Origin of the sequence: Dactylosporangium sp. NPDC000555 (assembly GCF_040300025.1) — a bacterium.
GTDB lineage: Bacteria > Actinomycetota > Actinomycetes > Mycobacteriales > Micromonosporaceae > Dactylosporangium.
In genome coordinates, this window is the sequence record NZ_JBEPDB010000112.1 from 1 (window position 1) to 23,883 (window position 23,883).

A 23,883-nucleotide genomic window follows, 5' to 3' on the forward strand; every position below is an offset into this window, starting at 1 on the left:
CCCTAGGGTAGTACCGGTGATGGTCGATCTCGACGAGGCCGTGCGGATGACACGCACCGGCGACCTGTGGGTGCCGGTACGGTGTTCCGCGCCGCGTACGACGCGCTGCTCACCGCGCTGACCGCGCCGCCGGACCCGAGCCCGCACCGGGCGACCGTCCAGCGCAGCCGGTTCCTGCTCGCGCTGCGCGGGCTCTACGAGTTCGCGGCCGACGGCGGTGAACTCGGCGCCGCGATCCGCTCGAACGCCGCGCTCGGCGCGATGCAGGACCGGTGGCGGGAGGTCGGCGCCGCGCTGGGGTCCGACCACCCGGCGCTGGCCGGCCGGCCGCACCGGCTCACGCTCGCCGACGCGGCGCAGGCGGCCACGCTCATCGGCCACATGCTGCGCCCGCTCGCCGTGCCGCCGGTGCGCGCCGACGTGGTGCACTGCGCGATGAACGGCCTGTCGACCCTCGTCGGGATGACGGCGAAGTGGGCCCACGACACGCCGCTGCTGATCTCCGAGCACGGTGTGTATCTGCGCGAGCGGTACCTGGAGCAGGCGAAGGGCGACCTGCCGCACGCGGTCGCGGTGCTGCTGCTGGGCTTCCAGCGCGGCCTCGCCGGCGCCGCGTACCACCTCGCCGACGCCCTCGCGCCGCACTCGGCGTACAACCGCCGCTGGCAGCTGCGCAACGGCGCGGACCCGGATCGCATGTGGACGATGTACAACGGCGTCGCGCCCGAGCTGTTCCCGATCGCGAGGACCGAGCCGGACGAGCCGACCATCGTCTACGTGGGCCGGATCGACCCGCTCAAGGACCTGCACACGCTGATCCGGGCCTTCGCCCTGGTTCGCGAGCGGGTGCCGGGGGCCCGGCTGCGCATCTGCGGCGCGGCGAGCGACCCGCGGTACCGCGACAGCTGCCTCGCCCTCATCGAGCGGCTCGGCCTGACCGGCGCCGCACGCATGGAGGGCAGCGTGCCCGACGTCGTCGAGGCGTACCACAGCGGCAACGTCGTCGCGCTCACCAGCATCTCGGAGGGCTTCCCGTACTCGGTGGTGGAGGCCATGGCGTGCGGCCGGACCATGGTGTGCACCAACGTGGGCGGGGTCTCCGAGGCGATCGGCGACGCCGGGTTCGTGGTCCCGCCGCGCGACGCCGACGCCGTCGCCGACGCGTGCGTGACGCTGCTGCGCGATCCCGAGCTGCGGCGGAAGCTGGCCGCGAAGGCGCGGCAGCGGGTGCTCGACCGGTTCACGCTGACCCAGTCGCTGGACGACTACCGGGGACTGTACGAGCGGCTGGTGACACCGGCACTGGAGCGCACGCCGGCCGCCCACGCCGCCGGCCTGCCGCGCGTCGTCGTCGGGCGGGCCGCCGCCGGTCGTGCGCTGATCCCGCACCCGGTGTCAGCGGCGGAGGCGAACCGGCGCGACCGCGACCGGCCGGCGGGGCCGGAACTCGCCCGCGGCACGTCCGCCGGGGCACGGCGATGAGCGACAACGCCGGGACCCGGCTCCGGCTGACCTCGATGGCCGTCGCGGCCCGCGGACTCGCGACCGACGAGACGATCGAGATGCCGATCACCGTGCTCGAGCCGATGCTCGTGCGCCAGCGGCCCAGCACCGACCCGGTCGACGCCCTCGCCGCCGAGATCCACGCCCGCGACGGCGGCCCGTTCGTCGACGAGCTGCAGGTGACCGCGCTGCTGGAGGCGCACGGCGTCACCGACCACACCGCGCGCGTGCAGTACGGCTACCAGGACGTGTTCGAGCTGGCCCGCGAGGTGCGAAACCGGCTCACCGGCCTGGCGGAGAGCCCGCAGCGGCGCCCGGGCCGCCACCGCCACCGCGAGCGCGGCCGGACGCTGCTGGAGTTGTGCCACGGCGCGCTGTACCTGCTGCCGTGCATGCTGTTCCCCGCCGCCGTCGCCGGCGCGCAGCCGCGCCCGCTGATGTTCGCGATCGTCGCGGCCGGGCTGCTGGGCTGGGTGTGGGCCGGTGGCATCGGCTGGCTCGCGTACCAGTACCTCAACGCGGGCGACGAGGGCGCCGCGGGCCGCTTCCTGGCGGCCTCGGCGGTCACCGGGGTCGGGGTGGCCGCGGTGCTCGGCGCGGCCGTCGCCGCGACCCAGGGCGGCGGTGCGGCGATGGCGCTGCTGGTGCCGGCCGTCGCGGCCTATCAGATGGCGAGCACCCTGCTGCTGTTCTACCGCGACGAGGCCTGGCTGGTGGTGCTCATGGCGCCGGCCGTGCTGGCCGGCATCGCGTTCCTCATGAGCGACCGCCGGTTGCCGGCGGCCGCGCTCGTGCCGGCCGTCGTCTGCATCGCGGCGGCCTTCGGCGTGGCCGTCCGGCGGGGGCTGGTCGCCGGTGGAGCGACCGTCGCCGAGGGAGGCAGCGGGCTCGGCCTGCGGGCCGTGCTGCGGGGCAACTGGCTCACCTTCTCGCTCGTGGTCGCCCACACCGCGCTGCTGGCGGCGCTGATCCTGCTGGCACAGGCGCCGTACCTGACGGACCGGTTCGACGTGCTCGTCGCGGCGCTGCCGCTCGTGGTGTCGATGGGGTTCGTGGAGTGGCGGGCGCGCCGGTTCGGCGAGCGGTCGCGGGACATGCTGCACGAGCGGTGGGGCCCGCGAGGGTTCCGGCGGCGGGTCTGGCTGCTGGCGGCGGCGAACGCCGGCGCCTGCTGGCTCGTCGCCACGGCGGCGGCGACGGCGACGCTCGCGGCCCTGCGGCTCGCCGATCGGCTCACGCCGGCGGCCGCCGCGATGGCCGCCGCGAACGTGGCCCTCGCGGGCGCGTGCTTCCTGATCTTCGTCCTGGCGGGGCTGGGCGGCTACGGGCGGCTCTGCGTCGTGCTGGCCCTCGCGCTCGGCGCGCACCTCGCCGCCCGCCCGCTCGTCGCGGGCGCGGTGGCGTGGTCGTCGCCGTCGGCCGCGCTGACCGACACCGTGGCCTTCCTCGGCAGCGCCGTGCTGCTCGTCGGGCTGCTGGCCGCGGCCCTCGCCCCGTCGCTGGGGCACGTCCGCCAGTACCGATGACATCGAACCGAACGAAAGCAGGCAACACATGCACGCGGTCATCCTGGCCGGTGGCAAGGGCGTCCGGCTGCGCCCGTACACCACCGCGCTTCCCAAACCGTTGATGCCGATCGGAGAGCGGCACGCCATCCTCGACATCGTCCTGGAACAGCTCGCGGCGCGCGGCTTCACCTCCGTCATGCTCGCGATCAACCACCTCGGCTCGCTGATCCGGGCCTTCGTCGGCGACGGCTCCCGATGGGGGCTCGAGGTCGAGTACGTCGAGGAGAGCGTGCCGCTGTCGACGGTCGGACCCCTGTTCACCGTCAAGAACGACCTGCCCGAGCACTTCCTGGTCGTCAACGGGGACCTGCTCACCGACCTCGACTTCGCCGGCCTGCTGGACGCGCACCGCACCTCGGGCGCGGCGCTCACGATCGCGACCGCACCGCAGACGATCAAGATGGAGTTCGGCGTGCTCGACGTCGACGCCGACCGGGTGGTCGGCTTCACCGAGAAGCCGACCTACCGGCACCGGGTCTCGATGGGGATCTACGGGATGTCGCGCAAGACGCTCGACCCGTATCCGGCCGGCCTGCCGCTCGGCTTCGACCGCCTGGTGCATGACCTGCTACGCCAGGGCGAGTTTCCGAACAGTTACGACTTCGGCGGCGTCTGGCTCGACATCGGCCGGCCGGAGCAGTACGACGAGGCCAATCGCAGGTTCGGCGAGCTCGAGCCGATCCTCCTGCCGGCGCGGAGCGAGGCGGCGGCATGAACGAGCTCAGCGTACTGCTGTTCGGGGCCAGCGGGTTCGTCGGCGCGCACGCGCGGGCGGCGCTCACCGCCGACCCGCGGATCGCCGCGGTCACCTGCCCGCCGCGCGCCCAGCACGATCTCGTCGCCGGCGACCTCGCCTCGCTGACCGGCCTCGTGCGGGAGGTCCGCCCCGACGTGGTCGTGAACTGCACCGGCCGGCTCACCGGCACGGGGCTCGACCTGCTCGAGGCCAACACGCTGGTGACCGCCCGGCTCATCGAGGCCGTCGCGGCCGCGGTGCCGGACGCGCGGCTGGTGCGGCTGGGCTCGGCGGCGGAGTACGGCATTGTCGAGCACGGCGTCAGCGTCACCGAGGACCACCCGTGCGAGCCGGTCAGCGAGTACGGCACGACGCACCTGGCCGCCACACGCCTGCTGCAGCGGGCCGCCCTGGCCGGCCGGGTCGACGGGGTCACCCTGCGGGTGTTCAACCCGATCGGGGCCGGGCTGCATCGGGACAACCTGCTCGGCCGGGCGGCCCTGCTCATCCGCGACGCCCTTCCCCGCGACGGGATGGCCGGCGCGCCCAGCCAGGTGACGCTCGGTCAGCTCGGCGCGTACCGGGACTTCGTCGACGTCCGCGACGTGGCCTCGGCGGTGCTCGCCGCCGTCACCGCGCCGGAGCCGGGCGCCGGCGTCGTCAACGTCGCCAGCGGCCGGGCGGTGACCTCGCGCGAGGCGGTGCACCGGCTCGCGGAGGCCGCCGGGTACACCGGCCCGATCGTCGAGCACGGCACCGGGCCGGCCCGCTCGGCCGCTGTGCACTGGATCCGGGCGGACGTCGGCCGGGCCGAGGCGGTGCTCGGCTGGGTGCCCACGCACGAGCTGTCCGAGTCGGTCAAGGCGATCTGGGTCGCGCTCGACGCCGCCGCCGGACGATGAACGGCCCGGACGCGCGCCGCCGCATCGCGCTCGCCGCCGCGCTCGTGCTCGCCGCGGCCCCGATGGTCGCGTGCCGGCCGGACGGTGAGCGCTCCGGGCCGGCGGGCGGCGCGCGTTCTGGCGCCCCGGCGTCCGGGGACGGCTGGGTGTATCAGCTGCAGGGCTACGAACGCGGCGGCCTGGCGGCGATCGCCCGCGCGCCGCAGCGCCTCGCCGTGATCGACCTGGCTCGGGACGCGAAGTCCGACCTGTTCCGGCCCGACGAGATCGCCGCGCTGCGCGCTTCGGGCAAACGGGTCCTGGCGTACTTCGAGATCGGCAGCATCGAGCAGTTCCGGCCCGAGTACGGCCCGCTGCGCGCGGACGCCGGCGACCTCGTGCTCAACCGCTGGAACGACTGGCCCGACGAGCACTTCGTGCGCTACTGGGACGAGCGGTGGTGGGACCGCGTCGTGCGGCCCCGCGTCGACCGGGCGCTCGCGGCCGGGTTCGACGGCGTCTACCTCGACACGCCACTGGCGTACGAGGAAGTGGACCCGCACCTCGTCCCCGGCTGGACCCGTGACCGGCTGGCCCGCGCGATGGTCGACCTCATCGTGCGGATCAGCGGGTACGCCCGGCAGCGGCGGCCCGGGTTCTGGGTGGTCCCGCAGAACTCGCCGGAGCTGCGCAGGTATCCCGGCTACGTCGACGCGATCGACGGCATCGGCATGGAGGAGCTGTTCGTCCGCGCGACCGACGAGCCCTGCACCGAGGACTTCTGCGCCGAGAACCTCGCGGACACCCGAGCGTTGCGCGACGAGGGCAAGGTCGTGCTCGCCGTCGACTACGCCCAGCGGCCGGCGAACGTCCGCACCACGTGCCGCCGCTACCGCGAGGAGCGCTTCCTGGGCACCGTGACCACCCGCGAACTGGACCGGATCGCCGCTCCCTGCGGCTGACCGGATCAAACCCACCACCATCGGTACACCAATGGAAAGGAACAGCCAACCACATGGCACGCACCATCGGCGTCATCGGCATGGGCTACGTCGGCCTCACGCTGACCGCCGCGCTGGCCCGCAACGGATTCGTCGTCCACGGCGTGGACGTGCAACCGGCCATCATCGACTCGCTCAACCGCGGCCGGCCGCACATCTACGAGCCCGGCGTGGCCGACGCGCTCGCCGAGCACGCCGGCAGGTCGATCTTCATCGACTCGGCGCTGCCCCGCGACACGGTCGACGCGGCGGTGATCTGCGTCTCCACGCCGGTCGACGAGCACACCCGCCGCCCCAACCTCACCAACCTCGCCGCCGCGGCCCGCCAGGTCGCCGACTGGTGCGGGCCCGACACCCTGGTCGTCGTGCGCAGCACGGTGCCGGTCGGGTCCAGCCGCCGGGTGGTGCTGCCGCCGCTGCTGGAGACGTGGGGCCGTGCCCGGCTGGTGATGGCGCCGGAGCGCACCATCCAGGGCCAGGCGCTGCGGGAGCTCGTCGAGCTGCCGCAGGTCGTCGGCGGGCTCGACGAGGCGAGCCTCGCGGCCGGCCTCGACCTCTTCGGCGGCCTCGCCAACCAGCTCGTCCCGGTCTCGGGCCTGGAGACCGCGGAGCTGGTGAAGCTGTCGAACAACTGCCACACCGACCTGATCTACGCCTACGGCAACGAGATCGCGCTGATCGCCGAGCACCACGGCCTCGACCCGCTGGAGGTGATCCGGGCGGCCAACCTCGACTATCCGCGCCCCGACCTGGCTAAGCCGGGGTACGTCGGGGGCGGCTGCCTGTCGAAGGACCCGTACATCATGCTCAGCGAGGCCGCCGGCCGTCCGCCGTTCCTGGTGGAGCCCGCGCGCCGGCTCAACGAGTTCCTGCCGCTCCACGTGGCACAGACCGTCGTGGAGCTCATCCGCCGGGAGCGCGGGTCGACGCAGGGCGCCCGGCTGGCGGTGCTCGGCTGGGCGTACAAGGGCTGGCCGCCGACCGACGACATGCGCGGCACGCCGATCGCCTCGATGATGCCCGTGTTCTCCGAGGCCGGGCTGACCGTGCTCGGCCACGATCCGCTGGTGTCCGACAGCGTGGTGCGGCAGTACGGCGGCGAGCCGATCAGCCTCGACAAGGCGTTCAGCGACGCCGACGCCGTCCTGGTGATCAACGACCACCCGGACTACCGCGCGATCGAGCTCGGCGCGGTGCTCGGCGCCAAGCGGCCCGGGATCGTCTTCGACTCGTGGCGCATCCTCGACGAGAAGGCGCTGACCGCGGCCGGAATCCGCTACGCGGGAATCGGCTACCTCCCGCAGGGGGTGGCAGCATGAGGGCGCTGCTGCTCGGCGGGGCCGGCTTCATCGGCCTGCACCTGGCCCGCCGCCTGATCGGCGACGGCCACGAGGTCTCCATCGTGGACGACTTCTCCCGCGGGCGCGACGATGCCGAGCTGGCCGAGCTGTGCCGCAACCCGGCGGTCGGCGTCCACCCGGGCGACCTCACCGACCCGGCCACCTGGCGGCGGCTGCCGCACGGCTGGGACCAGATCTACCTGCTGGCCGCCGTCGTCGGCGTCCGCAACGTCGAGGCCGACCCAGCCCGCGTCGTGCGGGTCAACGCCCTGAGCGCGCTGCACCTGCTCGACTGGCTCATCCCCGGCGAGCGCGTGTTCTTCGCCTCGACCAGCGAGGTCTACGCCGGCGCGGTGGACGCCGGGATCGCGCCGGTGCCGACCGGCGAGCACGTGCCGGTGACGATCGGCGACGTCACCGCGCCTCGCTACGCGTACGCCGTCAGCAAGCTGCTCGGCGAGGCCGCCTTCGTCCACGGGGCGCGGGCGAAGGGCTTCGACGCCGTCGTCGGCCGGTTCCACAACGTGTACGGGCCGCGGATGGGCACCGACCACGCGATCCCGGAGATGGCGCTGCGCGCGCTGCGGGGCGAGAACCCGTTCCGGGTGCCGGGGGCGGACCAATCCCGGGCGTTCTGCTACGTCGACGACGCCGTCGAGGCGATGCTGCGGCTGATGGCGTGCCCGGACGCGGCAGGGCGGATCGTCCACATCGGCGACGACACGGCCGAGACCAACATCGCGGACCTCGCGAAGCTGGTCCTGCGGGTCACCGGGGCCGACGCGGCCCTGGAGCCGGTCGCGGGGGCGCCGGGGGCGGTCGGACGGCGCTGTCCCGACCTGGCGTTGCTGCGCGGCCTGACCGGGTACAGCCCGGCCGTCGACCTGGAGGAGGGCGTGCGTCGCACGGTCGAGTGGTACCGGCAATGGGCCGGGCGGTGAGCGGCTTGGCCCCGATCGTCTTCTACTACGGCGCCGGACGCCTCGAGGAACTGTGCCAATACCGGCGGGCCGTCCTGCAGCCGGAGTTCTACCGCCCGGAGGAGCTGCAGCGCCTGCGGGCCGACGGCACCGAGCCCCTCGCCTACCTGTCGCTGTCCGAGGACCAGGGCCCGCCGGCACCCTGGCAGCGGCCGCAGCGCAACCCCGACTGGGGTGGCGCGTTCGTGGACGTGAGCCACCCCGGGTGGACCGAGCACGTCATCGGGCAGGCCCGCGCCGCGATCGACGCGGGATTCTCCGGGCTGTTCCTCGACACGCTCAACGTCGAGCTGACGTTCCCCGAGGACCTGCCGCACCTGCTGCGGCTCGTGGCGGCGCTGCGGCAGGCGGCCGGCTCCGGCTACGTGCTGGCCAACCGGGGCTTCGGGCTGCTGCCGGACCTCGCCGAGCACATCGACGGAATCCTGTTCGAGTCGTTCTCCGCGCGCTGGACAGACGACGGGTACGGCCCGTGGCCGGCGGACATCCTGGAGGGGCACGCCCGCATCGCCGAGGACCTGCCGCGCTACGACCTGGACCTGTTCGCGCTGGACTACGCCGACACGCCGGGGCTCGCCGACTTCGCGCGTCGCCGGGCCGCGCTGTTCGGCATGCCATGCGTGGTGAGCGACCGGGCGCTGTCCCTGGTGTGAACCTGGCGCGAGCCTGTGGTGCGCCTGTGGCGGCCCGGCCCGGCCGGGCCGCCACACGGCTTAGCAGTCTCTTTGGTTCAGGTTAAAAGATCTCGAATGGCACCCGCTTGCGCCCGTTCCTCGGGTACCGTCCGCGGGGCATTCCGCGGCCGGTAGGGTGCGGAATGGTTCCGGTGCGGGCGCCCGCGGCGAAGACGTCCGCCGGGCCGCCGGAACCGCCATCGAGGAGGGGCAAGGACATGACGCAGAACGGGATGCGCCAGTACGACGAACGCATGGCGAGCGGCCCCCAGATCCTCAACCCGTCCGTCGAGGCGGCGGGCGGCCCGATGGACCAGCACAAGGCCCTGCAGGTCCTGACGATGGCGCAGCGCACGGCCGAGGAGCACCTCGAGGGGGCCCGGCGCGAGGCTGACCGCATCCGCGGCGAGGCGCACGCCGCGGCGACGCAGATCGTCTCGGAGGCTCAGGCGCGGGCGGAATCGCTGCGCGAAGAGGCCGAGCAGATCCTCAAGCGGGCGCGCGCGGCGGCGGTGAACGTCGCCCGCGAGGCCGAGGCGTTCGCCGCCGAGACCGAGCGCAACGCCAACGAGTTCCTGGCCGAGGCGCAGAACCGCGCGGGGGACGTCGTGCGGGAGGCACAGGCCAACGCGTACGACATCAAGGAGCGCGCCGAGCAGATCTACGAGGACGTCGTCGGCGGGCTGACATCCAAGCGGCAGGCGCTGCAGCAGCAGATCGAGTCGCTGGAGCAGTTCGACCACGAGTACCGGGCCAACCTCACCTCGTTCATGCAGCAGCAGATGCGTGCGCTCTGGGTGGGCCAGCCGCAGGTGACGACGGACTTCCAGGACTCCGGCGCGGTGGCCGGCGAGCTGCTGCCCGCGGCGCGGCGCGACCCCGACCAGCACCACGAGCCCGACGACGAGCCGGAGCCGCAGCGGGGCGAGTGAGCCGCGTTACTCGCGCCAGCCGGACAGCTCGATGCCCTTGCCGGTGTCGACGCGGTAGCCGAGCCGCAGTGCCTGCGTCTGCCCCTCCGGCAGCAGCAGCCGCCAGGTGAGCACGCCCAGCTCGGTGCGCTCGGCCGGCGCCGGCTCCACGACCGTCTCCCGGACGGTGATCCCCTCGTGGCGGGCGACCGGCAGCTGGTCGAGCACCGTGATGCGCACCGGCCGGCCCGTGTAGTTGCCGATCCTGGTCTGGTATTCGACCTCGCGGCGGCGGCTCGAGCCCAGCGTCGCCTTGGTGGCGGTGCGCCGGGCCAGCTCGCGCTCGACGCGGACCCGGTCGTCCAGGCCCAGTGCCAGATCCAGCTCCTCGCCCGGCGCCCACGTCCGCAGCGCGGTGCGGCTGACGAAGTCGGCCTCGTGGAACACCGCCGCCGTCCCGGGCGGCAGCGTGTGCTGCGACGTGTTCGTCACCACGGCGCGCACGTGGACGTCGGTCGAGCGGGCCGGCGCGGTGACGTGGTCGAGCCGGGCGGCGAGGTCGAGGACCGCGATCGTGGCCCGGGCCGTGGTGCCGTCGGCGGGCACCGCGACCGCGCGCGCCGGGCGGTACGTCGCCGCCACCGGCCCCTCCTCGACCCGCGCCTGGGCCAGCTCGAACGGGAGGTCCCGGTCGAGCGCGTCCTCGAGCATCGGCGCGGTTCCGGGCGGCGCCGCCATGGCGGGAGCCGGGGCCGGCAGGCCCTGCGGGCCGCCGAAGGCGCCGAGGGACCGCGGCCGGGGCGGGGGCGGGGGCAGCAGCGGGTCCAGGTACCACGGCTGCAGCTCGGGGACCGCGACCACGCCCGACGGGCGGGCGGTCGACAGCGCCAGCTCGCACTCCGGCCAGTCCTCGCCGGTGCGCTGCTCCACCAGGCCGAACCAGGTCACCTGCAGGGTCTCGCCGGTCAGCCGGACGTCGTAGGTGGACCGCCAGCCGGCCTCCCGCACCTGGTAGGAGACGTCGAGCTCGACCGGTCCCGGCGCCGCCACGGCGAGCGTGACGACGGCGTAGCGCGCGTCGGGTTCGCGCTTGCCGGACAGGTCGCGCAGCTGCCGGTCCAGCACGGCGACGCGGTCGGTCACCTCGGTGCGGCGCCGCTGCAGCTCGCGGATGCCGGCCAGCACGGAGGTCAGCTCGCCGCCCATCGTGGCGGTGAACGCCGCGACCGCGTCGGATGCCGCCTCGCCGGAGGCCAGCGCCCGCGCGTAGGCGCCGCTGGCCCGCTCGCCCAGCGTGGTCAGGAACGCCTGGCGCTGGCGCAGTACCGTCTCCGCGTCGTCGATCTCGGCCGACTCGGCTTCCAGGGCGCGCCGCTCCTGCCGCACCGCCGTCACGGCGGCGTCGGACGGCTCGGCGCGGCGGCGCAGCGCGACGTCCACGCCGAGGACCGTGGCGGTGCCGCGCTCGCTGAGCCCGCTGACCCGGATCGAGTCACCGTCCAGGTTCAGGGGCAGCGGCCCCACCTCCACGACCTGGTCGCCGGCGTCGAGGGTGGCCCGGCCGCGACGGGTGACCCGCGCCTGCGCGGGGTAGACGGTGACCGCGACGATCTCCGCGTCGATCGACTTCTGCACAGACCGCACCGTAGCAGCCCGTGCCCAGTCTCCGGGCGGGCTGCGTCTTTGATATAAAGTTGTGGATGCTCGCCACAATCGATCCTTGCCAGCGCGCGAGTGCCTCCCTAGGCTGGCCGCCGTGGCCCCGACGAGCCGCGACGTGCGGCGCACGTATCTCTCCCTGATCCTCCTCAACTCGCTCGCCGTCTCGAGCATCTGGGGCATCAACTCGCTGCTGATGTACGACGCCGGCCTGAGCAACACGCAGGCGCTGGCGGCCAACGCCTGCTTCACGCTCGGGTACGCGCTGTTCGAGGTGCCCACCGGCTCCGTCGCCGACACGTGGGGCCGCCGCGTGTCCTACCTGCTCGGCGGCTCCACCCTCACCGTCACGACCCTGCTGTACTGGCTGGCCTGGCGCCTGCACGCGGGGGTCCTGGCGTGGTCGGGCGTGTCGGTCCTGCTCGCCGCCGGCTTCACGTTCTTCTCGGGCGCGACCGACGCCTGGGTCGTCGACGCGCTGCACTTCATGCGCTTCCCGGGCCGGCTGGAGGACGTGTTCGCGCGGGCGCAGGTGTTCAGCGGGATCGGCACCATGGCCGGCTCGCTGGCCGGCGCCTACCTGGCCCAGCTGACGAACCTCGGCGTGCCGTTCCTCGTCCGGGCCGGCCTGCTGCTGACGCTCACCGCCGTCGCCTGGCGGCTCATGCACGACGTCGGGTTCACGCCCGGGCGCGCCGGCCGACCGGCGCAGGCGGTCCGGCGGATGGCGAGCGCCTCGATGCGGTACGGCTGGCGGCGCCCGGCCGTGCGCTGGGTGATGCTCGGCGCGCTGTTCTCCTCCGGCGTCGGCTACTATGTCGCGTTCGCGATGAAGCCGTACTTCCTGCAGCTGGTCGGCGACCGCCGGGCGTACGGGCTGCTCGGCGTGGTGGCTGCGGCCACTGCCGCGGCCCAGATGGTGGGCGGGCTGCTGGCGAGGGCGTTCCGCTCGCTGTTTCGGCGGCGGACCTCGGTGCTCATCGCGGGCGTCGCACTCGGCGGGGCGCTGCTGGTCGGTTTCGGCCTGGCCGGCACCATGCCGGTCGCGATGGCGCTGATCGCCGCCAACAGCCTGGTCTCCGCGGGGGTGCTGCCGTCGCGGCAGGCCTACCTCAACGAACTGCTGCCGGCCGCGAAGCGGGCCACGGTGCTGTCCTTCGACTCGCTCATCTCCTCCAGCGGCGGCGTGGTGATGCAGCCCGCCCTGGGCCGCCTGGCCGACGCCTGGGACTATCCGGCCTCGTTCGAGCTCGCCGGCCTGCTGCAGCTGCTGGCCCTGCCGCTGCTGCTCCTGGCCCGCCGGCGCGAGGCGGTGGCGCCCGAGCCTGCGCCGGAGGAGATGGTGCCGCAGGCGTGAACGCTAGCGCGCCACGACGCGGTCGGCGAAGGCACCGAACTCGGCCGCCGAGTCGCCGATCCACACCATGCCGTGCTCGCGGATGATGAACCAGTCGCTCGAGCGCAGGCGCAGCTCCTCGAAGAACCGCCGGCCCGCCGCGAAGTGTCCGCTCTCGACGATCGAGTCGGTGACCAGCTCCCGGTACCGCGGCCCGCGGGTCAGGTCGCGGTGGTGGAAGTGGACGATGAGCCGGGGCCGCCGCGCGTGCATGCTCAGCATGGTGCTGAGCACGAGGAACTCCGGCGCGTCGGAACTGGGCAGCCGCGGCCCGGTGTAGGTGATGCCGCGCAGCCCCTCGTCGAACGAGGTGACCAGGTCGAAGTCGTCGGCGGTCATGAGCGTCTTGTCGGTCAGGGTCTGCGACACGAACCAGTAGCCGTCGTGCGTGAACATGATGGAGCCGTCGGTATTCGGCTTGCGCTGCCACAACCGGTGCTCGCGGTGCAGCCGGGCCAGCTCGGCGACCTCGCCGGCGTGCTCGCGGCACAGGCGCGCGCGCACCGCCTCGTCGCCGTCGTCGCGGCTGCGGGTCGGCTGATACTTGACCCGGATCGTCTCGCCGATGACGTTGACGTAGACGTCGTGCCAGGTGTTGGTCCGGATCCCCCGCACCAGGTCGAGCTCGTCGGGGAAGATGGCGTTGATGTCCAGCGCGTCGCACAGCTGCGGGACGAGCGTCCCGGCAAGCTCGTAGCCGGGCCGGTCGGTGCCCGCGGCGGTCAGCGGGTAGGCCGAGACGATGTTCGTGCGGACGCCGGCGAAGGCGAGCGCGGCGAGATACTCGCGCTCCCCGTCCGGCATCGCGAGCGGGTCGGTCGGCCCGTAGACGACGTAGGTGATGACGTCGGGCCCGGTCGGCGGGATCTCGCCGTACGCCAGCGGCTCGACCGTGATGCCGTAGTCGGCGCGCAGCGCCCGGACCGCGGGCCGGATGATGTCGCGGCACGCCCACTCGCCGTGCGGTGACTCCGGGTTGATGACGTAGTAACACCGGACGTCGGTCACGCCGGGCTTGTGGCGGTAGTCGTGCGCCCGTAATCGATCCGCGTCAACGCCCATTGTGATCACGCGGTCACTGTACCCGTATCGACGCGCCCCGCTCTCCTCTCGTTGTGGGCCGCCAACCGTCACAGTTTCATGTCGGCATATGGAGATGTTGACGAATCGACGGAATATCTGCAACCTTAGATTCCCAGTCCGCAAGAAGTTGGCAACCCGTTGCAACTTCACGGCAGACGCACCGCCGACCGCCTGCCACCGACCCAGCACCAACCGCACAGCCCCTGACCAACGCCCAGACCCGGGCGTGCCTCCGCCAACACTCACTTCCGTGAGTACGGCCGTCGGGTCACGGGACGATCCGTGCTGTCCTCTGAACGGAGCAAGGACACCCCCATGAGATCCAAGCTGCTCGCCGGCGCTCTAGCGGTCCTGCTGGCCGCCGCCGGTGCCGCCGCCGTGTCCACACCCGCCCACGCCGCCGGTGGGCCCAACCTCGCCCTTGGCAAGACCGTCACGGCCAGCGGTTCCAACGGCCAGTACGTGGCGACCAACATCAACGACGGCAACCAGGGCACCTACTGGGAAAGCCCGAACAACGCCTTCCCGCAGTGGGTCCAGCTCGACCTGGGCAGCGCCACCAGCATCGACCAGGTGGTGCTCAAGCTGCCCACCGGCTGGGGCGCCCGCACCCAGAACCTGAGCGTGCGCGGCAGCACCGACGGCACCAACTGGACGGACCTGGCGGCGCCGTACGCTCCCGTCTTCAACCCCGCCAACGCCAACACCGTGGTCGTGAACTTCACCGCGAAGACGGTGCGGTACGTGCGGGTCAACATCACCGCGAACACCGGCTGGCCCGCCGCGCAGCTGTCCGAGGTGGAGGTGTACGGCTCCAACGTCAGCCAGCCGCAGCTGCCGACCGCACCGGGCAACCTGGCCTACACCGAGCCCACCCCCGGTCAGATCAAGCTGACCTGGAACGCGTCCACGTCGAGCCAGGGCATCTCCGGCTACACCGTCTACGCCAACGGCACCGCCCGCGGTAACGTCGGCGGCACGGTGCTGACCTGGACCGACACCCAGCCGACCACCGCCACGGTCACCTACTGGGTGCGCGCCCGCGACGCGGCCGGCAACGAGTCCGCCGACAGCAACCACGTGACCCGCAACGGCGTCACCAACCCGCCGACCGGCACGAACCTGGCGCAGGGCAAGGCGATCGAGGCGTCGTCGTCGGTGTTCTCCTTCACCCCGGCCAACGCCAACGACGGCAACACGAGCACGTACTGGGAGTCCAACGGCTTCACGTCGACGCTGACGCTGCACCTCGGCGCCAACGCCGACCTGACCTCGCTGGTGGTCAAGCTCAACCCCGACACGGCCTGGGGTGCGCGCACGCAGAGCTTCGCCGTGCTCGGCCGCGAGCAGTCCGCCACCGCGTTCAGCACGCTCGTGGCACGCGCGGACTACGCGTTCAGCCCGTCGGGCAACCAGAACACCGTCACGATCCCGGTCAACACCCGGGTCGCCGACGTGCAGCTGCAGTTCTTCTCGAACACCGGCGCCCCCGGCGGCCAGGTGGCCGAGCTGCAGGCGTTCGGGACCATGGCGCCCAACCCCGACCTCGTGGTCACCGGGGTCAGCTGGACGCCGACGTCGGTGAACGAGGCCACCCCGATCACCCTGTCCGCGACGGTGCGCAACAGCGGTACCGCCGCATCCCCGGCGACCACCGTGAACCTCTCGCTGGGCGGCGCGGTCGTGGGCACCGCCGCGGTCGGAGCGCTGCAGCCGAGCGCGTCCACCACCGTCACGGTCGACGCCGGCACGCGCCCGATCGGCTCGTACCCGGTCACCGCCACCGTCAACCCGGCGAAGACCGTCATCGAGCAGAACTACGACAACAACACCTTCACCGCCGCGAACCCGATCGTGGTGGCCCAGGCGCCCGGCCCGGACCTGCAGGTGCTCTCCATCGCCACCAACCCGGCCAGCCCGGCCGTCGGTGCCGCGGTCTCCTTCAGCGTGGTGGTGAACAACCGCGGTACCACCGCGGTCACCGTCACGACGGTGACCCGGGTGACCGTCGGCGGCACCACGCTGAACACCAACACCGGGCCGATCGGCGCCGGGCAGAGCGTGACCGTCGCGGTCGCCGGCACCTGGACCGCGGTCGCCGGCGGTGCCACCATTGTCGCCACCGCCGACGCGACCAACGTGGTCGCGGAGACCAACGAGAACAACAACTCCCTGTCGCAGTCCATTGTGGTCGGTCGCGGCGCCGCGGTGCCGTACACCTCGTACGAGGCCGAGGCCGGCAACTACAACGGCACGCTGCTGACCGCCGATCCCCTGCGCACGTTCGGGCACACCAACTTCGCCACCGAGTCGTCGGGGCGCAAGTCGGTGCGGCTGAACAGCACCGGCCAGTTCGTCGAGTTCACCTCGACCAACCAGGCCAACTCCATCGTGGTGCGCAACTCGGTGCCCGACTCGTCATCCGGCGGCGGGCAGGACTACACGATCAGCCTGTACGCCGACAACGTCTTCGTGCAGAAGCTGACCCTCTCCTCGCGCTTCAGCTGGCTGTACGGCAACAGCGACGACACCGAGTCGCTGTCCAACAGCCCGGGCGGTGACGCGCGCCGGCTCTTCGACGAGTCGCACGCGCTGCTCTCGCGCAGCTACCCGGCCGGCACGAAGTTCAAGCTGCAGCGCGACGCCGGGGACACCGCCGCGTTCTACATCATCGACCTCGTCGACCTGGAGCAGGTCGCTCCGCCGCTGAGCCAGCCGGCCGGCTGCACCTCGATCACGCAGTACGGCGCGATCCCGGACGACGGCCAGGATGACACGGCGGCGATCCAGAGGGCGGTGACGGACAACCAGAACGGCGTCATCTCCTGCGTGTGGATCCCGCCGGGCCAGTGGCGGCAGGAGCAGAAGATCCTGTCTCCGGACCCGGCCCGCGGCCAGTTCAACCAGAAGGGCATCCGCAACGCCGTCATCAAGGGCGCCGGCATGTGGTACTCCCAGCTGTACACGACCACCGAGCCGCAGAAGGTGGTCGGCAACATCAACCACCCGCACGAGGGCAACGTCGGCTTCGACATCGACGACAACGTCCAGATCTCCGACATCGCCATCTTCGGCGGGACGACCAACCGCAAGGACCGCGGCCACGGGCTCAACGGCCGGTTCGGCAAGAACACCAAGATCAGCAACGTGTGGATCGAGCACACCAACGTCGGCGCCTGGGTCGGCCGCGACTACAGCGACACGCCCGCCTACTGGAACCCCGCCGACGGCCTGCAGTTCAGCGGGATGCGCATCCGTAACACGTACGCCGACGGCATCAACTTCGCCAACGGCTCGCGCAACTCGAAGGTGTTCAACTCGTCGTTCCGCACCACCGGCGACGACTCGCTGGCCGTTTGGTCGAGCACGTACGTGAAGGACCAGTCCGTGGACGTCGGCCACGACAACCGCTTCACGAACAACACGGTGGAGCTGCCCTGGCGGGCCAACGGCATCGCGATCTACGGCGGCTATGGCAACGTCATCGAGAACAACCTGATCTCCGACACGATGAACTACCCCGGCATCATGCTCGCCACCGACCACTCCCCGATCCCGTTCTCCGGCACCACGACGATCGCCAACAACGGCCTGTACCGTTGCGGCGGGGTGTTCTGGGGCGAGCAGCAGAAGTTCGGCGCGATCACCCTGTTCGCGCCGTCGAGCGACATCGTCGGGGTCACCATCCGCGACACCGACATCTCCGACTCGACCTACGACGGCATCCAGTTCAAGGCTGGCAGCGGCCAGTACCCGAACGTGGCCCTCACCAATCTGCGCATCGACAAGTCGAACAACGGCGCCGGCATCCTGGCCATGGGCAGCGCCCGGGGCAGTGCCACGCTGACCAACGTCACCATCACCAACTCGTCGACCGGCAACCTCGTCAAGGAACCGGGCTCCCAGTTCGTGTTCAACGGGACCCCCAACTAACCGCAGCACTCGCGAACGCACCGCACGAACAGCAGCGGGGGTCCCGGGCCGACCGGGACCCCCGCACCGCTGTCAGCTCAGCTCGCGTCGTCGAGGTCGGCGGCGAGCTCGTCCGGGGCGCGCATCCGCCACGCGTCGGTGTTACGCCGGGATTTCCAGCGAGGCCACGCGGCGGCCGCCCCGGACGACCGGGAGTCCCTGTGCGATCCGGTCGTAGAAGCGCCGCTTGTATACGCCGAACTCGACGGCATCCGGGTCGTCCGGGTCGGCGTCGACGAGCACCTCCGCGACGAGCAGGTCGGCGAGCGGGACGTCGGGGGCCGGGTCCTCGACCCGGCCGATGGTGTCGCCCGGCAGGTCGAGGTAGCCGGGGGCGAGCGTGCGGCCGTAGAGGCAGCCGCCGACCAGGTCCGGGCAGAACTCGTCCCACATGATCGTCGCCCGCGTGCGCAGGTCACCGTGGATCATCACGAGCTTGTCCGTCATCTCGCCCACGAACGTCTCGACCTCGACATTGCCCTGCACGAGGAGCTTCGCGTCGCAGCTCAGGTAGATGTTGGCGGCGCGGAGGTCGCCCAGCACGATCAACGCGCTGGCGCCGTCGTCCCAATCGAAGATGTTGCCGTCCACGGTGAGATCGCCATCGACGATGTACCCCGTGGCGCCGTCCGGAGTGGTGTCGCGCCACGGGTGCCGGTCATGGTCGTTGAGCGGGAAGGCACCAGTGACCAGTGCACTGCCCGGATGGAGGATGTACTCCTCCTCGTACAGGTTCTCATAGGACGACTCGGCGAAGCCGCGGCTGTTGAACAGGGCCTTCGCCGCGCCCCACGACAGGTAGCTCGTCTGCATGCCCGCGACCGTAGCGATCAACACCAGACCCGACAAGAGCGGGCCACGTCCGGTCCAGGGCAGGCGGGCACGAGGTCTACGGCTTCTCACAGAAGCCGGTCGGGCTGCAGTACAGCGTGCCGACGCCGTACGAGAAGGCCGGCACGTTGCTCGGCGACTGGGTGAGCCTTGACAGCAAGCGGAACGCCCGAGCGCTGGTGATCACATCCGACGAGATTCCGACATAACGGGCGCCGGTCGGCGTAAGTTGGCGGTCGCTCTACGTTACGGTATGAGATGGGTCCGAACCGTACGTGGAGGTGTCGGATGGGAAACGGCGGAGTCCTGCCAGGCCGAGATCCACCTGTCCGGCGCGAAATTTTGCACGAGAGCGAACGCACGCGCGTGACTCGACTGCCCTTCGCCGGGCACACGATCATCCGCAAGGAGCCGCTGGGGCCGGACGCGCGGCGGCGGGTACAGCACGAAATGGGGATCCTGGGGCGGCTGCGCGGTGTCGAGGGGGTCGCGCAACTGGTGGAGGTGCCGCGGTCCCCGGGGTCGATCGCGGTGGCGGACGTTGGTGGGACGAGCCTGGCCGGGCTTACGAAGCCCCTGGTCGTCGGGGATCTCATCGAGCTCGGGGTGGGGCTGGCCCGGGCGGTGGCGGGGATGCACAGGCGGGGTGTGATGCACCGCGACATCACGCCGGCGAACATCCTGATCTCCCGCGACGGCGCCCCCTGCCTGGTGGATTTCGCGTTGGCGTCGTCGTTGGCCGAGATCCGTCCCGAGTTCACGCACCACACCGAGATCGTGGGGACCCTCGCCTATCTGGCACCGGAGCAGACGGGGCGGACCGGCCGGTCGGTGGATCAGCGAGCTGATCTGTATGCGCTGGGCGCGACGTTGTACGAGTTGGCGACGGGTGCGCCGCCGTTCGGTTCCGGGGATCCGCTGCGGCTGACGCATGATCATCTGGCCCGGGTGCCGGTGCCCCCGGCGCGGGTGAACCCGGCCGTCCCGGCGCCGCTGTCCGAGATCATCATGCATCTGCTGGAAAAGGAGCCGGACCACCGGTATCAGACCGCCGACGGTGTGGTCCACGACCTGGAGCGGTTGCGCGACGCCGGCGCGGGCGCGGCGGCTGGCCTGCGGCCCGGCGCGCGGGATGTTCCGCTGCGGCTGGTGCCCCCGTCGCGGCTGGTCAGCCGCGACGCGCAAGTGGCGGCGCTGGAGGCGTCGTTCGAGGAGGCGCTGGCCGGTCGATGCCCCGGGGTGCTGGTCGGCGGGGCGCCCGGCGTGGGCAAGACGGTGCTGGTCGACGAGCTGCGGACGGTGGTGACGGACCGGGACGGCTGGTTCGTGGCGGGCAAGTTCGACCAGTACCGGCGGGACCTGGAGTTCGACGCGGTGTACCAGGCGATTCGCGGGTTGGGCCGGTTGTTGCTGGCCGAGCCGGACGACGAGCTGGTCAAGGTCCGCGAACGCATCCTGGAGGCGATCGGCCCGAACGCGGGCCTGCTGACCACGCTACAGCCGGAGTTCGCGGCGCTGCTGGGCGTGCCACCCGATCCGGGAGATCCGCTCACCGCGCAGGCGCGGGCGCAGCGCACGACGGTGGAGGTGCTCCGCGCGGTCGCTTCGCCGAAGCGGCCGGTGGTGGTGTTCGTCGATGATCTGCAGTGGGCAGGGCGCACCCCACTGGGGTTCGTTGACCTCGTGCTCAGCGGCGAGGAGCGGATCGACGGGCTGTTGCTGGTGGGCGCCTACCGCGAGGACGACGTGGAGGCGGCCCATCCGCTGGCGGCGCCGCTGTCCCGGTGGCGTGAACAGCCAGGGGTGCGGCACCTGCGGCTGGCCAACCTGCCGGTGTCCGGCTCTGTCGCCATGGTCGCCGAGGTGCTCCACGTGGATTCGGCCGAGGCGGTCGGCCTGGTCGAGTTGATCAACCCGTATACGTCGGGTAACCCGTACGAGACCCTGGAAGTGCTCAATGGTCTGCGCCGCGACGACGTGCTGACCGCGACGGCCGACGGGTGGCGATGGAACGAGGCGGCGGTGCGTGCTCGCCTGGGCCGGTCGGAGCTGGCCGGGTTGCTGGCGGCACGGGTTGACGCCCTGCCGGCGACGTCCCGGCAGATGGTGGACGCGATGGCGTGTCTCGGCGGGCGGACGGAGCTGCGCGTGCTGCGCAGCGCCATCGCCGCGCGGCCGGGCGTGGTGGAACAGCGGCTGGCGCCCGCCCTCGATGAGGGGCTCCTGGTGGTGGAGCCCGGGGTGCGGGAGGCGGTCCGGTTTCGCCACGACCGGATCCGCGAAGGTGTCCTGCGCCGGCTGGATCCGGGGCGGCTGCGCACCCTGCGGTTGGCGCTGGCGCGGCGGCTGGCGGCCGTGCCCGAGTTGTTCGCGGTCGCGGCGGAGCAGTACCTGCCGGTGGTCGACGCGCTCGACGACCCCGCAGAACGGCGCCGGGTGGCGGGGCTGCTGCGGTGCACCGCTGGCCAGGCCGCGTTGATCGGGGACTACGCGCTGGTGAGCGCGCTGCTGGGGGCCGCGCTGCGGCTGATCGACCCGGGTGAGACCGCCACGCTCGTCGAGATACACACCGGCCGCCACAGCGCGCTGTACAGCATGGGCCGGCTGGACGAGGCGGACGATGAGTACCGCACGATCGAAGGGCTGTGCACCGACGCCTTGGGCCGTGCGGACGCGACGGTGGTGCAGGCGCGCAGCCTGACCCACCGCAAGCGCTTCGCGGAGACGATCGGGCTCTGCCTGGAGTCGCTGCGTGAGCTCGGCGTCGCCGTACCAGACGCGGACCGGTTGCCGGCGCGGCTCGAGCACCAGTTCACCTATCTGTACCGGTGGCTGGACCACACCACCGTCGACGAGCTGACCCGGCCGGAGATCACCGACCCGAGGCTGCTCGCCGCGACCCGCCTGATCAACGCCATCCTGCCGGCGCTCTTGTTCGTTCCGGACCACGCCACGGCCGCCTGGTTGAGCCTGGAGGCGCTGCGGATCTGGATCGAGCACGGTCCCGCCCGCACCCTGCTCGGCCCGGCGAGCTACGCCGCCTGCTGCGCCATGGTGGTGCACGACGATTACGCCGCCGGGTACCAGACATTGCGGCGCGTCCTGGCGATGGGCGAAACCCGCGGCTACGAGCCCGACACCTCGCAGGCCCGCTTCCTGTTCGCCCTGTGGTCCTTCTGGTTCGAGCCGATCGAAAACTGTATCCAGGCCGGTCAGCGGGCCCGCGAGGGGCTGCTCGCGGGCGGCGACCTGGCCAACGCCGGATACACCTACTTCGCCACCGTGACCGGCCTACTGGACTGCGCTCCATCGCTGGACGCCTACCTGGCCGAGACGGAACCGGGCGTCGCCTTCGTAGGGCGCACCGGCGGCCAGCAGACCGGCGAACCACTGGAAAGCTATCGATGGCTGGCTGGACTGTTGCGCGGCGAACGCTCCGCCGCAGCCGGTGAGGCGGTCCCCGACGCCGCCAGCCCCGTGGCGCTGTTCTACGCGTATTGCACCCGCGCGATCGCCGCCGCCATCTTCGGTGACCTGCCCGGCCTGGCAAAACACACGGCGGCGGCGATGCCGCGGCTACCGACTGCCAACTGCGCCTACCCGGTCGCGGTGGTCTACCCGCTGCGTGGGCTGGCCCTCGCCGGGCAGGCCCGCAACAGCCACGGCGGCGAACGCGACCGTCTGCTGGGCGAGCTTGACGAGGTGACGCGGTGGCTGGCCGCCCGCGCCGCGGACGCGCCGGCGAACTTCCTGCACCTGCTGCGACTGGTCGAGGCGGAACGGGCGTGGACGGTCGGGGACTTCCGTGCCGCCGTCCTCGGCTTCGACGCCGCGCGGCGCGAGGCCGCCCAGCGTCCGCGGCCGTGGCATCGGGCCCTGATCGCCGAACACGCGGCCAGCTTCCTGCTCGCCCACGGTGTCGAGCACGGCGGCTACAACCTGCTCGCCGAGGCCCGCCAGGAGTACCTCGCCTGGGGCGCGACGGCGAAAGCCGACCAACTCGACTGGGCCTACCCGACCCTGCGACCACAGGCCGGTGCGACCGCCGGGCCCGACGCCCACCGCCTCGGTGATCGTCCGCATCGTCGCTCCGCCGTCACAACCGGAACGCTCGACCTGCTCGGCATCCTGTCCGCGTCGCAGGCGTTGAGCTCCGAGACCAACGTCGAAGGGCTGCACTCCCGACTGGTCCAGGTGCTCAGCGCCATGACCGGCGCCACCGCCGTACACCTGCTGCTGTGGAGCGACGACCGGCAAGCCTGGCTGCTGCCCGCGCCCGCCGGCACCGGCGGCGCCATCCCGCTCAGCGACAGCGGCCACGAACACGCGGTGCCGCTGTCCGTGCTGCGATACGTCCAGCGGACAGGTGAACCGCTCGTCGTGGCGGACTCCACCCGCGACGACCGCTTCGCCCGCGACCCATGCTTCACCGACATCGCCTGCTGCTCGCTGCTGGCCGTGCCGGTCCTGAGCCGCGGCGCCCTGCAGGCGGTGCTGCTGCTGGAGAACCGCCTCATCCGCGGCGCGTTCACCGCCGAACGGCTCGACGCCGTCAAGCTCATCGCCGGCCAGCTCGCCGTCTCTTTGGACAACGCCCAGCTGTACGTCGAGTTCCGCCGCATGGCCGACGAGCAAGCGGCCTTGCGGCGAGTGGCCACGCTGGTCGCCCGCGGCGCCGGCCCACAGCTCGTGTTCGCCACCGTGGCCGACAAGGTCGGCACGCTCGTCGGCGCCGACGGCACGGCGATCATCCGGTTCGAGCCGGACGGTGAAGCCACGACGATGGGGCGCTACGGGTCCGGGCAAGCGCAGCCCGGTTCGCGGGGCGAGACCGACTTCGATGCGGCCATGGCGTCGGTCCGGGACACGGGACGGTCGGCTCGCCGCGACGTGGACGACCCGGCTCAGGCCGGCCGGCCCGGGACGGCCCGCTCCGCGGTCGCCAGCCCGATCCTGATCGAGGGCCGGGTCTGGGGATCCATGACCGTCACCTCGCGACGCCAGCGGCTGCCCCAGGACACCGAACAACGCCTCGCCGACTTCACCGAGCTCGTCGCGACCGCTATCGCCAACGCCGAAGGCCGAACGGAGCTCGCCGCCTCGCGCGCGAGGATCGTCGCCACCGCCGACCAGACCCGCCGGCGCATCGAACGGGACCTGCACGACGGCGCCCAGCAGCGACTGATCTCCCTGGGCCTGCAGCTACGCACAGTGCAAGCGGCACTGCCACCCGAGCTCGACGCGCTCACCACAGAGCTCGACCACGCCGTCGCCGCGGCCACCGGCGCCCTGCAGGAGCTCCGCGAGATCTCCCGCGGCATCCACCCGGCGATCCTGACCGACGGCGT

15 protein-coding genes are annotated in these 23,883 nt (G+C 72.2%); 12 read left to right on the forward strand and 3 right to left on the reverse strand.

Going from position 1 to position 23,883, the window contains the following annotated elements:
* Positions 1–66: 66 nt before the first annotated feature.
* The 9 genes from pelF (at position 67) to ABT297_RS38950 (ending at position 9,615) form a co-directional block, all read left to right on the forward strand.
* Positions 67–1,482, forward strand: coding sequence for a GT4 family glycosyltransferase PelF (gene pelF / locus ABT297_RS38910; RefSeq protein ID WP_350557734.1), 1,416 nt, complete (start codon positions 67–69; stop codon positions 1,480–1,482).
* Positions 1,479–3,029: a hypothetical protein gene (locus tag ABT297_RS38915; protein ID WP_350557736.1), complete on the forward strand. Its 1,551-nt coding sequence runs from the start codon at positions 1,479–1,481 to the stop codon at positions 3,027–3,029. The genes pelF and ABT297_RS38915 overlap by 4 nt, the downstream gene beginning before the upstream one ends.
* A gap of 28 nt (positions 3,030–3,057) precedes the next feature.
* Entirely contained in the window at positions 3,058–3,786 is a 729-nt protein-coding gene (locus ABT297_RS38920; RefSeq protein ID WP_350557738.1) for a nucleotidyltransferase family protein, read from the forward strand.
* Positions 3,783–4,709: an NAD-dependent epimerase/dehydratase family protein gene (locus ABT297_RS38925; RefSeq protein WP_350557740.1), complete on the forward strand. Its 927-nt coding sequence runs from the start codon at positions 3,783–3,785 to the stop codon at positions 4,707–4,709. Before ABT297_RS38920 ends, ABT297_RS38925 begins: the two co-directional genes overlap by 4 nt.
* Positions 4,706–5,650 (forward strand): glycoside hydrolase family 191 protein, encoded by a 945-nt coding sequence (locus ABT297_RS38930; protein WP_350557742.1) that lies wholly within the window; start codon positions 4,706–4,708, stop codon positions 5,648–5,650. Before ABT297_RS38925 ends, ABT297_RS38930 begins: the two co-directional genes overlap by 4 nt.
* A gap of 53 nt (positions 5,651–5,703) precedes the next feature.
* Positions 5,704–7,008: a nucleotide sugar dehydrogenase gene (locus ABT297_RS38935; RefSeq protein ID WP_350557744.1), complete on the forward strand. Its 1,305-nt coding sequence runs from the start codon at positions 5,704–5,706 to the stop codon at positions 7,006–7,008.
* Positions 7,005–7,970: an NAD-dependent epimerase/dehydratase family protein gene (locus tag ABT297_RS38940; protein WP_350557746.1), complete on the forward strand. Its 966-nt coding sequence runs from the start codon at positions 7,005–7,007 to the stop codon at positions 7,968–7,970. The genes ABT297_RS38935 and ABT297_RS38940 overlap by 4 nt, the downstream gene beginning before the upstream one ends.
* The gene (locus tag ABT297_RS38945; RefSeq protein ID WP_350557748.1) at positions 7,967–8,662 is read left to right on the forward strand and encodes a putative glycoside hydrolase; all 696 of its coding nucleotides are present in this window, start codon (positions 7,967–7,969) and stop codon (positions 8,660–8,662) included. Before ABT297_RS38940 ends, ABT297_RS38945 begins: the two co-directional genes overlap by 4 nt.
* Before the next feature lie 239 nt (positions 8,663–8,901).
* Positions 8,902–9,615, forward strand: a complete 714-nt coding sequence (locus ABT297_RS38950) for a DivIVA domain-containing protein (protein ID WP_350557751.1) — start codon at positions 8,902–8,904, stop codon at positions 9,613–9,615.
* 6 nt (positions 9,616–9,621) lie between these two features.
* On the opposite strand, the gene ABT297_RS38955 is transcribed toward ABT297_RS38950, so the two are convergent.
* Complete coding sequence (locus tag ABT297_RS38955; RefSeq protein WP_350557753.1) at positions 9,622–11,229, reverse strand: mucoidy inhibitor MuiA family protein; 1,608 nt, start codon at positions 11,227–11,229, stop codon at positions 9,622–9,624.
* Positions 11,230–11,350: 121 nt separating this feature from the next.
* Here ABT297_RS38955 and ABT297_RS38960 point away from each other — a divergent pair, with 121 nt between their 5' ends.
* On the forward strand, positions 11,351–12,610 hold the full coding sequence (locus ABT297_RS38960) for an MFS transporter (RefSeq protein WP_350557755.1): 1,260 nt from the start codon (positions 11,351–11,353) through the stop codon (positions 12,608–12,610).
* Positions 12,611–12,613: 3 nt separating this feature from the next.
* Here the strand turns inward: ABT297_RS38960 and ABT297_RS38965 are convergent, their stop codons facing one another.
* Positions 12,614–13,720, reverse strand: a complete 1,107-nt coding sequence (locus ABT297_RS38965; RefSeq protein ID WP_350557757.1) for a hypothetical protein — start codon at positions 13,718–13,720, stop codon at positions 12,614–12,616.
* Between the two features lie 327 nt (positions 13,721–14,047).
* Between ABT297_RS38965 and ABT297_RS38970 the strand changes: the two genes are divergently transcribed.
* A complete protein-coding gene (locus tag ABT297_RS38970; protein WP_350557759.1) occupies positions 14,048–17,665 on the forward strand; it encodes a discoidin domain-containing protein in 3,618 nt (1,205 codons plus the stop codon).
* 141 nt (positions 17,666–17,806) lie between these two features.
* Here the strand turns inward: ABT297_RS38970 and ABT297_RS38975 are convergent, their stop codons facing one another.
* Positions 17,807–18,517, reverse strand: a complete 711-nt coding sequence (locus tag ABT297_RS38975) for a hypothetical protein (RefSeq protein WP_350557761.1) — start codon at positions 18,515–18,517, stop codon at positions 17,807–17,809.
* A 384-nt stretch (positions 18,518–18,901) separates the two neighbouring features.
* On the opposite strand from ABT297_RS38975, the gene ABT297_RS38980 reads away from it, so the two are divergent.
* Positions 18,902–23,883, forward strand: a 4,982-nt coding sequence (locus ABT297_RS38980; protein WP_350557763.1) for an AAA family ATPase, incomplete at its 3' end; no start/stop codon positions are given.

Bases quoted from the DNA above. Each gene is read 5' to 3' on its own strand.
- ABT297_RS38940 (WP_350557746.1), top strand. From the start codon at position 7,005: ATGAGGGCGCTGCTGCTCGGCGGGGCCGGCTTCATCGGCCTGCACCTG.
- ABT297_RS38925 (WP_350557740.1), top strand. From the start codon at position 3,783: ATGAACGAGCTCAGCGTACTGCTGTTCGGGGCCAGCGGGTTCGTCGGC.
- ABT297_RS38970 (WP_350557759.1), top strand. From the start codon at position 14,048: ATGAGATCCAAGCTGCTCGCCGGCGCTCTAGCGGTCCTGCTGGCCGCC.
- ABT297_RS38975 (WP_350557761.1), bottom strand. From the start codon at position 18,517: ATGCAGACGAGCTACCTGTCGTGGGGCGCGGCGAAGGCCCTGTTCAAC.
- ABT297_RS38930 (WP_350557742.1), top strand. From the start codon at position 4,706: ATGAACGGCCCGGACGCGCGCCGCCGCATCGCGCTCGCCGCCGCGCTC.
- ABT297_RS38950 (WP_350557751.1), top strand. From the start codon at position 8,902: ATGACGCAGAACGGGATGCGCCAGTACGACGAACGCATGGCGAGCGGC.
- ABT297_RS38920 (WP_350557738.1), top strand. From the start codon at position 3,058: ATGCACGCGGTCATCCTGGCCGGTGGCAAGGGCGTCCGGCTGCGCCCG.
- ABT297_RS38935 (WP_350557744.1), top strand. From the start codon at position 5,704: ATGGCACGCACCATCGGCGTCATCGGCATGGGCTACGTCGGCCTCACG.
- ABT297_RS38915 (WP_350557736.1), top strand. From the start codon at position 1,479: ATGAGCGACAACGCCGGGACCCGGCTCCGGCTGACCTCGATGGCCGTC.